We start from the raw sequence: 12,566 nt of genomic DNA on the forward strand, positions 1-12,566 counted from the left end.
CGCGGACGTTGTGAGCTGGGTCCCACCCGCGGGCGACGCGGCCTCGTCGGCGCGTTGACATCCGGGCCGCCGGTAGGGTGGCCCGGTTGTCATACGTAGCCGAGTAACGAGCAGCCCGACCCCCCGAACCGGAGACCGTGACTACCACCGCCGCCACCTCCACCTCCCACCACCTGTCGCCCGCATTCCCCGGCCGCGCCCCCTGGGGCACTGCCGGCAAGCTGCGGGCCTGGCAGCAGGGGGCGATGGAGAGATACCTCCAGGAGCAGCCGCGCGACTTCCTCGCCGTCGCCACCCCCGGCGCCGGCAAGACGACGTTCGCGCTGACCCTCGCCTCCTGGCTGCTGCACCATCACGTCGTGCAGCAGGTGACCGTGGTCGCGCCGACCGAGCACTTGAAGAAGCAGTGGGCGGAGGCGGCGTCCCGCATAGGCATCCGGCTCGATCCCGAGTACAGCGCCGGACCGCTCAGCAAGGACTACCACGGCGTCGCCGTGACCTACGCGGGCGTCGGAGTGCGCCCGATGCTGCACCGCAACCGCAGCGAGCAGCGCAAGACCCTCGTCATCCTCGACGAGATCCACCACGCCGGCGACAGCAAGTCGTGGGGTGAGGCGTGCCTCGAGGCGTTCGAGCCGGCGACCCGCCGCCTCGCGCTCACCGGCACGCCGTTCCGGTCGGACACCAATCCCATCCCGTTCGTGACGTACGAGGAGGGCGACGACGGCATCCGGCGGTCCGCCGCCGACTACACCTACGGATACGGGTCTGCCCTCGCCGACCACGTCGTGCGGCCCGTCATCTTCCTCTCCTACAGCGGCAACATGCGCTGGCGGACGAAGGCCGGGGACGAGATCGCGGCCCGGCTCGGCGAACCGATGACGAAGGACGCGATCAGCCAGGCCTGGCGCACCGCCCTCGACCCGCGCGGCGAGTGGATGCCGAGCGTGCTGCGCGCCGCCGACCAGCGCCTCACCGAGGTCAGGAAGGCCATCCCGGACGCCGGCGCACTCGTCATCGCCTCCGACCAGGACTCCGCCCGCGCCTACGCCAAGCTGATCCGGGAGATCACCGGTTCCAAGGCGACCCTCGTCCTGTCCGACGACACCGGCGCGTCCAGCCGCATCGACGACTTCAGCGGCAGCACCGACCGCTGGATGGTCGCCGTGCGCATGGTGTCCGAGGGCGTCGACGTGCCGCGCCTCGCGGTCGGGGTGTACGCCACCACCATCTCCACACCGCTGTTCTTCGCCCAGGCCGTCGGACGTTTCGTGCGGTCCCGGCGGCGCGGCGAGACGGCTTCCGTCTTCCTGCCGACCGTGCCCGACCTGCTCGGTTTCGCGGGGGAGATGGAGCGCGAGCGCGACCACGTCCTCGACAAGCCCAAGAAGCAGGGCGAGGAGGATCCGTACGCCGAGTCCGAGAAGGAGATGGACGAGGCGAACCGCGAGCAGGACGAGGACACCGGCGAGCAGGAGCAGTTCGCCTTCGAGGCGCTGGAGTCCGAGGCCGTCTTCGACCGGGTGACGTACAACGGGGCCGAGTTCGGCATGCAGGCCCACCCGGGCAGCGAGGAGGAGCAGGACTACCTCGGCATCCCGGGGCTGCTCGAGCCCGACCAGGTGCAACTGCTGCTGCAGAAGCGGCAGGCCAAGCAGATCGCGCACAGCAAGAAGCGGCCGGACGCCGAGGCCGACCTGCTGGAGCTGCCCGCCGAGCGGCGGCCGGTCGTCTCGCACAAGGAGATGATGGAGCTGCGCAAGCAGCTCAACACCATGGTGGCCGCGTACGTGCACCAGAGCGGCAAGCCGCACGGGGTGATCCACACCGAACTGCGGCGGGTGTGCGGCGGACCGCCGAGCGCCGAGGCGACGGCGGGACAACTGCGCCAGCGCATCGCCAAGGTGCAGGAGTGGGCGACCCGGATGAAGTGAGTCCGGTCGCGGGGGCCCTGGAGCGGGCGACCCGGAGCAGTGAGTCCGGTCGCCGGGGCGCTGGAGAGCGCGACCCGGAAGAGGTGAGTCCCGCCGGGACCGCGGCGACGGCGGCGACCGTCGCGATCGCGGCGACGGCGGTGGCGCGTCCCCGCGGTCCCGTACGGCTCACAGGCCCCGTCCGTCCCGAGGGGCGCATACGACGCTGCCACGCTCCGTACGTATCGGGATAAATGCAGGTAATCCCCACGGGCCGTTGACCGGATTCTGGACGGAGCCTTCCGCTCAGCGAACCGGCTTCGCTACTGTCCCGCTACGCACACGCCCCGTGGCAGCGCCGCCGCGGAGCGCAGCCGTGAAGCGACCGGGCCCGGACACGCCGGGCCCGTCTGTCGATCGGAGGCCTCTGTGGCGCGTCACTGACGGGACTCGGTGACGCCCCCGCCGCGACGGAGGCAGCCGACCTCACCACTTAAGGAGTGGGCGTCGTGACCGCGGAGACCTCTCAGACGCTCGACCGGGGACTGAAAGTCCTCAAGCTGCTGGCCGACACCGACCACGGGCTGACCGTCACCGAGCTTTCCAACAAACTGGGCGTCAACCGGACCGTTGTGTACCGGTTGCTCGCCACACTGGAGCAGCACGCGCTCGTACGGCGTGACCTGGGCGGACGAGCCCGGGTCGGCCTCGGGGTGCTGCGGCTCGGCCGCCAGGTGCATCCGCTGGTGCGGGAGGCCGCGCTGCCCGCGCTGCGCTCGCTGGCCGAGGACATAGGCGCGACCGCGCATCTGACCCTGGTGGACGGGACGGAGGCGCTCGCCGTCGCCGTCGTCGAGCCGACCTGGACCGACTACCACGTGGCCTACCGGGCCGGGTTCCGGCATCCGCTGGACCGGGGGGCGGCCGGCCGGGCCATCCTCTCCGCCCGCCAGAAGACGGCGCGGCACGCGGACGAGCCCGGCTACACGCTGACGCACGGTGAGCTGGAGGCCGGCGCGAGCGGCGCGGCCGCCCCGCTGCTGGGCGTGACCGGCGTCGAGGGCAGCGTGGGCGTGGTGATGCTGGCCGACGCCGTGCCGGAGCGGGTCGGCCCGCGCGTCGTGGACGCGGCTCGCGAAGTGGCGGAGGCGCTGCGCTGACCGCAGCCGGGTCGCGCGACCCCCGCCGCCCGGTTCCGGCCGCGCGACCCGCACTCCGGCCGCACCGCCCGCACCGCCCGTACTCCGGCCGCACCGCCCGTACTCCGACCGCCCCGCCCGCACTTCGGCCGCGCCGCCCGTGCTCGGCGCGCGGTGACGGTGATCGGCACGGGCGGCGTGCGGGTCGGCCGGCGTGCGGGCGGCGTGCGGGCGGCGTGCGGATCGGCGGGCGTGCGGCCGGCGTGCGGGCGGCTCGAGCGTGGGCGTCCTCCAGCCGCGAGCCTCGGCGCCTCGTCACGTTAGATTGACTCCGTGCTCTCTCGCCTCTCTCGCCCCCGGGCTCTCGCCGTCTGCGCCCTGCCCCTCGTGGTGCTGCTCGCCACGGCCGCCTTCGCGCCGCTGCCGTTCTCGGTGGCGCAGCCGGGAATGACGGCGAACGTCCTCGGCGACAACCAGGGCGCCGCGGTGATCACGATCTCCGGCGCGCCCGTGCGGGACACCAGCGGGCAGCTGCGCATGACGACGATCGAGGCGACCGGCCCCGACGCGCACGTCACGCTGGGCGACGTCCTCGACGGCTGGTTCCGCACCGACCAGGCGATCATGCCGCGCGACGCGGTGTACCCCAGCGGGGAGAGCACCAAGGAGATCGAGCGGCACAACACCGAGCAGATGAAGGACTCCCAGGACGCGGCGACCCAGGCGGCGCTGGCGTATCTGAAGCTGGGCGAGGACGACGTCGAGGTCACGCTGAAACTGGCCGACGTGGGCGGACCCAGCGCCGGACTGCTGTTCTCGCTCGGCATCGTCGACAAGCTCGACGGCGACGGCGCCGGCGGCGACCTGACGGGCGGCCGCACGATCGCCGGCACGGGCACCATCGACGCCGGCGGCAAGGTCGGCGCGGTCGGCGGCGTGGCCCTGAAGACGCAGGCCGCCCGGCGGGACGGCGCGACCGTGTTCCTCGTCCCGAAGGACGAGTGCTCCGACGCGAAGTCCGAGCTGCCGAAGGGACTGCGGCTGGTCCCGGTCACCACGCTCGAGGGCGCGGTGAGCGCGCTCGTCGCCCTGGAGAAGGGCAAGGGCTCGGTCCCCGGCTGCTGAGCGGCGGGCCGCGGAACGGCCTGCCTTCTGCCGTCCGCCTCACCGCCCCCTGTCCCGGCGGCCGTCCCGGCCGCCGTCCCTGTCGCCCGCGTCCTCCCCGGCCCGGCCCGGCGCCTGTTCCGCCGCCTGCTCCACGAGCGGGATGATCCGCAGCGGGACGGGGTTCTCCATCACGATCGCTGTGGAGGCCCGGACGATGCCGTCGAAACCGACGACCCGGTCGATCACCCGCTGGAGGTCGGCGTTGGAGCGGGCCACCAGCCGGCACAGCATGTCCCCGCCGCCCGTGGTGGTGTGCAGCTCCAGCACCTCCGGCACGGATCCCAGGTGGGCCCGCACGTCGGCCCCCTGGCCCTGCCGGATCTGCAGCGTGGCGAACGCGGTGACCGGGTAGCCGAGGGCCGCCGGGTCGACCTCGGGGCCGAACCCCCGGACGACGCCGTTCGACTGCAGCCGGTCGAGCCGCGCCTGCACGGTCCCGCGGGCCACACCCAGCCGCCGGGACATCTCCAGCACCCCCAGGCGCGGCTCCCGTGCCAGCAGCACGATGATCCGGCCGTCCAGACGATCGATCCCCATGCCGTCCGCCTCCACGATGGTCACCCTGTACAGAAAGCCTGCCGAGACCGCCGAGCAGCTGCACAGATTGCCCAGCCGGTATGCGAACTATTGCGCACCTTGCAGAGTTGGCGCGAGGCTTTCGCTATGACGCAGACCACACATCTCACTCCCGACACCGCGCGGCAGGCCGACCCCTTCCCGGTCAAGGGAATGGACGCGGTCGTCTTCGCCGTGGGCAACGCCAAACAGGCGGCGCACTACTACTCCACCGCCTTCGGCATGAAGCTGGTCGCCTACTCCGGACCGGAGACCGGCAGCCGCGAGACCGCCTCGTACGTGCTCACCAACGGCTCGGCCCGCTTCGTCCTCACCTCCGTCATCAAGGCCGCCACCACCTGGGGTCACTTCCTGGACCGGCATGTCGCCGAGCACGGCGACGGCGTCGTCGACCTCGCCATCGAGGTCCCGGACGCCCGCGCCGCCTACGCCTACGCCATCGAGCACGGCGCGCGCTCCGTCGCCGAGCCCTACGAGCTCAAGGACGAGCACGGCACGGTCGTCCTCGCCGCGATCGCCACCTACGGCGAGACCCGGCACACCCTCGTCGACCGCTCCGGCTACGACGGCCCCTACCTCCCCGGTTACGTGAGCGCCGACCCGATCGTCGAACCCCCCGCCCAGCGCACCTTCCAGGCCGTCGACCACTGCGTCGGCAACGTCGAACTCGGCCGGATGAACGAGTGGGTCGGCTTCTACAACACGGTCATGGGCTTCACGAACATGAAGGAGTTCGTGGGCGACGACATCGCCACCGAGTACAGCGCGCTGATGTCGAAGGTGGTGGCCGACGGCACGCTCAAGGTCAAGTTCCCGATCAACGAGCCCGCCGTCGCCAAGAAGAAGTCCCAGATCGACGAGTACCTCGAGTTCTACGGCGGCGCAGGCGTCCAGCACATCGCGCTCAACACGAACGACATCGTGCAGACGGTCCGCACGATGCGGGCGGCCGGGGTGCAGTTCCTCGACACCCCCGACTCCTACTACGACACCCTCGGCGAGTGGGTCGGCGACACCCGCGTCCCCGTCGACACCCTGCGCGAGCTGAAGATCCTCGCCGACCGCGACGAGGACGGCTACCTGCTGCAGATCTTCACCAAGCCGGTCCAGGACAAGCCGACCGTGTTCTTCGAGATCATCGAACGCCACGGCTCGATGGGCTTCGGCAAGGGCAACTTCAAGGCCCTCTTCGAGGCGATCGAACGGGAGCAGGACAAGCGCGGCAACCTGTAGACCGGCAGAGCGCGCCACACCGCGGACGCGCCCTGACAGGTCTTGCGCAAGAGCCCTGTGGGAGGGCCTTTCGGGAGGGCCTCGTGCCGCCTCCTTCAGTCGGGCAGTCCGGCCGGGGGCGGCTCCTCGCCGAGATCGGCGAGGGCGGCCCGGGCCGCCGGGCCGAACAGGGGCGAGAAGTAGGGGTTGATCCGCAACGCCTCCTGAAGGTGCCGCCGCGCCGGGCCGTCCTTCCCCAGTGCTCGCTCGATCACCGCCAGGTGGTGGACGTACGGCGCGCTGTACACCGCGCCCGCGTGCACCCGGTCGGTGGCGATCGAGGCGAACCGCAGCGCCTCCTCGTCGTCCCCGGCCCGGTGCAGCGCCCAGCCCAGCGCGTCCGCGACGGCGACGCCCGGCTGCCGTCGCCACTCGGCCCGCAGCCGCCGCACCGCCGACGCCGGGTCCCCGTGGTCCGCCTCGAACCGGCCGAGCGTCAGCTCCCCGTCGACGCCACCGGCCGACTCCTGCCGGACCAGCGTCCGCAACCGGTCGTACTGCACCCGCGCCGCCTGGGCCAGCCCCAGCGACTCGTACAGCTCGCCCAGCTCCAGCGCGTACTGCGGCAGGGGCTGCCGTTCCAGCGCCACCCGGTAGGCGCTCAGCGCCTCCGTCGTCCGCCCCAGCGCCGCCAGCGCCCTGCCCTGCCCGGCCTGCGCCGCCCGCTGGTCGGGGTCGAGCCGGACCGCCTCCTGGAAGTGCCGCAGCGCGTCCTCCCGCTCACCGCGCTCGAAGGCGAGCTGTCCGGCCCGCTCCAGCCACGCCGCCTGCTCGGCGGGGGAGTCGGCGCCGACCGCCGCGTCCGCCAGCGCGGCCTGCGCGTCCTCACGCCTGCCCCGGTCCCAGTAGACGCCCGCCGCCCGTCCCCGCACGGCGGGACCGGAGTGCAACGCCGTCAGCGCGTCCAGGGCCTTCAGTGCCTTCTTGTAGTCCCCCATCCCGGTGTACGCCTCGATGAGCTGCGGATACGTCGTCCAGCGCTTCGGCGCCGCCTTGCGCGCGGCCTCGCCCCAGCGCAGCGCGGCGGGGAAGTCCCGGCGGGCGTCGGCCAGCGCGGCCAGACCGCCGAGGGCGTCCGCGTTGCCCCGGGGGCGGGCCTTCAGCGAGGCCCGCAACGCCCGCTCGGCCTTCGGATACAGCACGGCGACGTCGGCGGTGCGCCGGCCCTGCTCCAGGTACGCCGTGCCGAGCACCGCCCAGGACCGCGCGTCCTGGGGACGCTCCCGCACCGCCTGCTCCCGCTCCTCGACCAGCGCCGCCAGATCGGACAGTGCTGCCGCCACCCCCGCCCGCACCGCCGATCCCGCCTGGGCCCCCGGAGCCGCCACCGGCGCCCCGCGTCCCGCCGGCCCCTCGCCGGGCAGACACACCAGCACCCCGCCGCCCAGGACCAGACACCCGACGAGCGAGCCGACGACCAGGCGCCGGCGCCGGCGCGCCCGGGAGACGTCCCCGGGAACCTCCCCGGCGGCTTCGGCGGCCTCTGCGGCGGGTTCTCCGGCGGCTGCCGCAACGGCCTCGGCGACGACCTCCGCAGGAGTCCCGTCGGGGGCGGTGCGCTCTTCGGCGGCGCGCTCCTCGTTCTCCATGGCGCTCACTGTGCGTCAGCACGACGACCGCGCGACGTCAGCCCGAGGGTCCCCGGACGGGGGTTCACACCGATGGCCCCGGGTGCGAACCTGTGATCATGAGCCGTTGGGAAGCACCACCCGAGGACGACGCCGTGGCGACGCGTGACTCCGTGGCGACCGGCGGTCTGCTCGACCGGCTGCGGGCCGGGCTGTCCGCCGGGGCGGTCCTCACCGACCCGGACGTCACGGCCTCCTACGCCAACGACATGGCGAGCTTCTGCCCGGCCGGCGTCCCCGCCGTGGTCGTGCTGCCGCGCACCGTCGACGAGGTGCAGCACGTCATGCGCACGGCGAGCGAGCTGCGCGTCCCGGTCGTCCCGCAGGGCGCCCGCACCGGCCTGTCCGGGGGCGCCAACGCCTCCGACGGCTGCATCGTCCTCTCCCTGACCGCGATGGACCGCATCCTCGAGATCAACCCGGTCGACCGGATCGCCGTCGTCGAACCCGGCGTCGTCAACGCGGCCCTCTCCCGTGCCGTGGGCGAGCACGGCCTGTACTACCCGCCCGACCCGTCCAGCTGGGAGACGTGCACGATCGGCGGCAACATCGGCACCGCCTCGGGCGGCCTGTGCTGTGTGAAGTACGGGGTGACCGCCGAGTACGTCCTCGGACTCGACGTGGTGCTCGCCGACGGACGGCTGATGTCCACCGGCCGCCGCACCGCGAAGGGCGTCGCCGGATACGACCTCACCCGTCTGTTCGTCGGCTCCGAGGGCTCGCTGGGCGTCGTCGTGCGGGCCGTCCTGGCACTGAGGCCGCGGCCGCCGCAGCAGCTGGTGCTGGCGGCCGAGTTCGCCTCCTCCGCCGCCGCGTGCGACGCGGTGTGCCGGATCATGGCCGGCGGGCACGTGCCGTCCCTCCTCGAACTGATGGACCGCACGACCGTCCGGGCCGTCAACGCCCTGACCCGCATGGGCCTGCCGGAGACCACCGAGGGCCTGCTGCTCGCTGCCTTCGACACCCCCGACCCGGCCGCCGACCTCGCCGCCGTCGGCGCGCTGTGCGAGGCGGCCGGCGCCACCCGGGTGGTCCCCGCCGACGACGCCGCCGAGTCCGAACTCCTGCTCCAGGCACGGCGGTCGTCGCTCGTCGCGCTGGAGCGGGTCAAGGGCACGACGATGATCGACGACGTGTGCGTGCCGCGCTCCAGACTCGGCGAGATGATCGAGGGCGTCGAACGCATCGCGCGCGAACACGGGCTGACCATCGGGGTCGTCGCCCACGCCGGAGACGGCAACACCCACCCCACGGTCTGCTTCGACGCGACGGACCCCGACGAGCGCCGGCGCGCCCGCGAGTCCTTCGACGAGATCATGGGCCTCGGTCTGGAACTCGGCGGCACCATCACGGGCGAGCACGGCGTCGGCGTGCTCAAGAAGGAGTGGCTGGCCCGCGAGATCGGCCCGGTGGGCGTCGAGATGCAGCGCGCCGTCAAAGCGGCCTTCGACCCGCTGGGCATCCTCAACCCGGGCAAGCTGTTCTGAGTCCGGGCAGGCCGCCGTGAGCCGCCCGGCTCCCGTCCGGGCGGCTCACTCGCCGTCCCGGGACTCGTCCGACGGCCACGGGTCGCACAGCCACAGGTCGTCGGCGGGCGTCGCGGCGAGCAGCTCGGCCAGCCCGTCGTCGATGCCGAGCCGGTCGCCCTCGGCGCCCGGGGGCACCGCCCGCAGGGTCCGCTCCAGCCAGGCCGACACCTGGGCCGCCGGCGCCTCCAGCAGGGCGTCCCCGTCGGGCGAGCTCAGCGCCATCAGCACCACGCTGCGCCCCTGCGACTTCGTCGGCCACACCCGTACGTCCCCGTACCCGCACGGCCGGAACACCCCCTCCACCAGCAGCTCGCGGGCGAACGTCCAGCCCACCGGGTGCGCGGAGTTGATGTGGAAGGTCACGTGGACGGCGAACGGGTCGTCGCTGCGGTAGCCGAGCCGGGCCGGCACCGGGACGGCGCGCTCCGGCGACAGGATCAGTCTGAGTTCCAGCTCGCGTTCCACCACGGTGTGCTGCATGTCGTTCTCCTCTCGTCGACGGACCCCGTTCGCGGCCCGTGGGCGGGCCCGTGAGCGGGCTCGTACGAGTGGAGAGGGGACAGCGCCGCAACCATTACGCGGGTCTGCGGAAATTTTTTCGGCGGACTGTCCGCACCGGCCCGGTGCGGGGGCCCTCCGAGTTCCCGTCGGACGGTTCCGAACGTGTGAAGAGCGTGCACGGGGTTGCCCGGAAAGGGGCGGGTCCGGCAGGACTGGCGGTGGGGCTTGCGTCCGTCTGATAGATGTGGAGCCCCCCATCCCACCCCCGAGCAGATACGGGACGACGGACATGAGCGCCCCAACCCCGGCACCCGGCGACGACAGGCCCCGCGAGGGGTATTACCCGGACCCGTCCATCCCTGGATACGTCCGGTACTGGAACGGTTCCGCCTGGGTACCGGGCACCAGTCGGCCGGCGCCGTCCGACGGCCGCCCGCTCACCGCCCCGTCCGGCGGCGGGCCCGCGTCCCCGGTGGAGGAGACCGGCCCGCACTTCTTCGACGAGGACCCCGTGCCGGGCGGCCCGCCGCCGGCGAACCCGTACGGCGGCCACCCCGAGCCGGCCTCCGCGTGGGGCGCCGACCGCTCCCACCAGTCCGGCTTCGGCGGCGACCAGGACCGCCGGGTCTCCTGGGGCGGCCCGCCGGCCGCCGACCCGAGGGTGCCTTTGCCCGCCCAGGTCCAGCCCGAGGGCGCCTCGACGAGCACCGACGGCATGACGACGATCCCGCCCGCGGAGCCGGAGGCCGGCGCGGGGGACGTGGTCTCCGGGGGCACGTTCGTCTTCCGCCGGCCTACCGCGGGCGGCGGGGGAGCGGCACCGGCCGGAGCAGCGGCCGGCCCGGCCCCCTTCGCTCCCGCGGGCCACACCCCCGACCAGGGCACGGTCACCTTCCGTCCGCCGGCGCCGCGCACCGGCGGCGCCGACGGCGGGTACCCGCCGGGCGCCCAGGGCCCGACGACCGCACCCCCCGGATTCGGGGCCGGCAAGGCGGCGGCCGACCGGGCGTCGGCCGCACCGGGACCGGGCGTCCAGGCTCCCCAGGGGCCGGCGCAGATCCCGTCCCCGCAGAACCCCGCGCAGGCCGCGGCGACCCCCGCCCCGCAGGGCCCCGGGTTCCCCCCGGAGCCCTCGGCGCCCTCCGCGGCTCATCCCGCCGGGCCGCCCGTGGCACGGACGCCGGCGTCCGCCTCCGGGCCGGCGTCCGCGCCCTCGCAGCCCGCTCCCGGCGTGCCCCGCCGGCCCGCCGACCCGGGCGGCCCCGGCGCCGCTCAGCCCCGGCCGGCCACGGCCGCCGCGACCCCCGCAACCCCCGCCGCCCCCGCCCCGATGGCCGCGGGGTCCGGGGGCGGCCAGCCTTCCTGGGCGCAGCAGGTGCATCGCCTCACCGGCGCCGAGGACGGACCCGTCACCCCCTGGAAGCCGCCGGTCGACGACGTCTTCCAGGCAGCCGCCCGGCGTCAGGCCGAGGCTCGCCCCGCGGGCCTGGGCAAGCGGCTCGCCGCCCGCCTCGTGGACACCTTCGTCCTCGCGGCCGTCACCGCGGGCGCTGCCCTGCCGCTCGGCGTGCGGGCCCTCGACCACGTCGACGAGAAGATCGACGCCGCCAAGCTGAGCGGAGAGACCGTCACCGTCTGGCTGCTGGACGGCACGACGTCGGTGTACCTGGGGATCGTCCTCGCCGTCCTGCTGGTGTTCGGGATCGTCTACGAGGCGCTGCCGACCGCCAAGTGGGGCCGCACGCTGGGCAAGAAGCTGCTGGGGCTCCAGGTGCGCGACATCGAGGGCGGCGAACCCCCGTCCTACGGGGCGGCCCTGCGTCGCTGGCTGGTCTACAGCGTGCCCGGTCTGCTCGCCGTCGGCGTCGTGGGCGTCCTGTGGGGCCTGTTCGACAGGCCGTGGCGCCAGTGCTGGCACGACAAGGCGGCGCACACGTTCGTCGCCGGCTGACCGGGGTCCGGCCGGCCAGGCCCGGCCGGGCGTACCCCGGACGGCCGCTCGCCGGATGCGGAGCCGGAGAGTCCGCGGTCGACTCGGGGGCATGACCAACGAACCGCCTCCCGGATCCGGCGGCGGCGAACCGCCTGAGGACGACCCGCTCAGGAAGCGGCCGCCACAGCCCCCGCCCGGCCAGGGCTCGCCGTACGACGCCCCGCGGGACCCGTACGCGGGCGCGCCGGGCGGCGGCGGTCCCTATGGCGGCGGTCCCTACGGCGGTGATCCCTATGGCGGCGGCGGGGGCGACCCCTACGGCGGTTATCCCGCGGACCCGCTCGCCGGGATGCCCCCGCTCGCCGACAGCGGCCGGCGCACGCTGGCCAGGATCATCGACATGATCCTCGTCTTCGTCGTGGTGTCGCTGCTGGCATGGGCCTTCGGGGTGGCGCAGTACACCGTGGACGCGGACCGGATCGAGTTCGGCAAGACCTTCGGACGGGAACTCGTCGCCGCGATCCTCTACGTCGCGTACGACACGGTCCTGACCGCCAGAACGGGGCAGACGCTGGGCAAGAGGTGGCTCGGCATGCGGGTGGCCGACCTCGACAACGGCTCGACGCCCTCGGTGCAGACGTCCCTGGTGCGCGCCCTGGTGCTGTGGGTGCCGTTCGCGTTCTGCTGCGCCTGTCTGTGGACGGCGGTCTGCGGAGGCTGGAGCTACTTCGACAAGCCCTACAAGCAGGGCCTGCACGACAAGGCGGCCAAGACGGTGGTGGTCGGCACCCGTTGACGCGCCGTACGGCGCAGCGTCGGGCACGGCGGCACGACGATGCGGAAGGCACGGCGGGCGGGGGGGGGGGGGGGGGGGGGGGGGGGGGGGGGGGGGGGGGGGGGGGGGGGGG

10 protein-coding genes are annotated in these 12,566 nt (G+C 74.0%); 7 read left to right on the forward strand and 3 right to left on the reverse strand.

From position 1 onward, the window contains the following. Positions 1-137 precede the first annotated feature (137 nt). The 3 genes from ACN6LD_RS23050 to ACN6LD_RS23060 all read left to right on the forward strand — a co-directional run bounded on the left by ACN6LD_RS23050 (position 138) and on the right by ACN6LD_RS23060 (position 4,177). Positions 138-1,934, forward strand: a complete 1,797-nt coding sequence (locus ACN6LD_RS23050) for a DEAD/DEAH box helicase (protein ID WP_319195826.1) — start codon at positions 138-140, stop codon at positions 1,932-1,934. Between the two features lie 488 nt (positions 1,935-2,422). Further along, positions 2,423-3,073: an IclR family transcriptional regulator gene (locus ACN6LD_RS23055; protein ID WP_057574434.1), complete on the forward strand. Its 651-nt coding sequence runs from the start codon at positions 2,423-2,425 to the stop codon at positions 3,071-3,073. A 312-nt stretch (positions 3,074-3,385) separates the two neighbouring features. Further along, on the forward strand, positions 3,386-4,177 hold the full coding sequence (locus ACN6LD_RS23060) for a S16 family serine protease (RefSeq protein ID WP_319195823.1): 792 nt from the start codon (positions 3,386-3,388) through the stop codon (positions 4,175-4,177). 39 nt (positions 4,178-4,216) lie between these two features. Here ACN6LD_RS23060 and ACN6LD_RS23065 read toward each other — a convergent pair whose 3' ends face one another. After that, the gene (locus ACN6LD_RS23065) at positions 4,217-4,756 is read right to left on the reverse strand and encodes an Lrp/AsnC family transcriptional regulator (RefSeq protein ID WP_319195830.1); all 540 of its coding nucleotides are present in this window, start codon (positions 4,754-4,756) and stop codon (positions 4,217-4,219) included. Between the two features lie 126 nt (positions 4,757-4,882). Between ACN6LD_RS23065 and hppD the strand changes: the two genes are divergently transcribed. Beyond that, positions 4,883-6,028 carry a 4-hydroxyphenylpyruvate dioxygenase gene (gene hppD, locus ACN6LD_RS23070; protein WP_319195822.1) on the forward strand — a complete coding sequence of 382 codons (1,146 nt, stop codon included), beginning with the start codon at positions 4,883-4,885 and terminating at the stop codon, positions 6,026-6,028. Between the two features lie 95 nt (positions 6,029-6,123). On the opposite strand, the gene ACN6LD_RS23075 is transcribed toward hppD, so the two are convergent. After that, positions 6,124-7,656, reverse strand: coding sequence for a tetratricopeptide repeat protein (locus ACN6LD_RS23075; RefSeq protein ID WP_445044150.1), 1,533 nt, complete (start codon positions 7,654-7,656; stop codon positions 6,124-6,126). 92 nt (positions 7,657-7,748) lie between these two features. Here ACN6LD_RS23075 and ACN6LD_RS23080 point away from each other — a divergent pair, with 92 nt between their 5' ends. Then, entirely contained in the window at positions 7,749-9,182 is a 1,434-nt protein-coding gene (locus tag ACN6LD_RS23080; RefSeq protein ID WP_445044151.1) for an FAD-binding oxidoreductase, read from the forward strand. A 45-nt stretch (positions 9,183-9,227) separates the two neighbouring features. Here ACN6LD_RS23080 and ACN6LD_RS23085 read toward each other — a convergent pair whose 3' ends face one another. After that, entirely contained in the window at positions 9,228-9,704 is a 477-nt protein-coding gene (locus ACN6LD_RS23085; RefSeq protein ID WP_319195816.1) for an SsgA family sporulation/cell division regulator, read from the reverse strand. Positions 9,705-10,014: 310 nt separating this feature from the next. Here ACN6LD_RS23085 and ACN6LD_RS23090 point away from each other — a divergent pair, with 310 nt between their 5' ends. Together ACN6LD_RS23090 and ACN6LD_RS23095 are read left to right on the forward strand one after the other, a co-directional pair. Next, the gene (locus ACN6LD_RS23090) at positions 10,015-11,676 is read left to right on the forward strand and encodes an RDD family protein (RefSeq protein ID WP_445044152.1); all 1,662 of its coding nucleotides are present in this window, start codon (positions 10,015-10,017) and stop codon (positions 11,674-11,676) included. 91 nt (positions 11,677-11,767) lie between these two features. Next, positions 11,768-12,454: an RDD family protein gene (locus ACN6LD_RS23095; protein WP_319192570.1), complete on the forward strand. Its 687-nt coding sequence runs from the start codon at positions 11,768-11,770 to the stop codon at positions 12,452-12,454. The last annotated feature ends 112 nt before the right edge of the window (positions 12,455-12,566 follow it).

Source organism: Streptomyces sp. SAS_272 (genome assembly GCF_052543235.1).

Excerpts from the sequence above, each read along its gene's own strand:
- ACN6LD_RS23090 (WP_445044152.1), top strand. The coding sequence starts at position 10,015 with ATGAGCGCCCCAACCCCGGCACCCGGCGACGACAGGCCCCGCGAGGGG.
- hppD (WP_319195822.1), top strand. The coding sequence starts at position 4,883 with ATGACGCAGACCACACATCTCACTCCCGACACCGCGCGGCAGGCCGAC.
- ACN6LD_RS23095 (WP_319192570.1), top strand. The coding sequence starts at position 11,768 with ATGACCAACGAACCGCCTCCCGGATCCGGCGGCGGCGAACCGCCTGAG.
- ACN6LD_RS23075 (WP_445044150.1), bottom strand. The coding sequence starts at position 7,656 with ATGGAGAACGAGGAGCGCGCCGCCGAAGAGCGCACCGCCCCCGACGGG.
- ACN6LD_RS23085 (WP_319195816.1), bottom strand. The coding sequence starts at position 9,704 with ATGCAGCACACCGTGGTGGAACGCGAGCTGGAACTCAGACTGATCCTG.
- ACN6LD_RS23065 (WP_319195830.1), bottom strand. The coding sequence starts at position 4,756 with ATGGGGATCGATCGTCTGGACGGCCGGATCATCGTGCTGCTGGCACGG.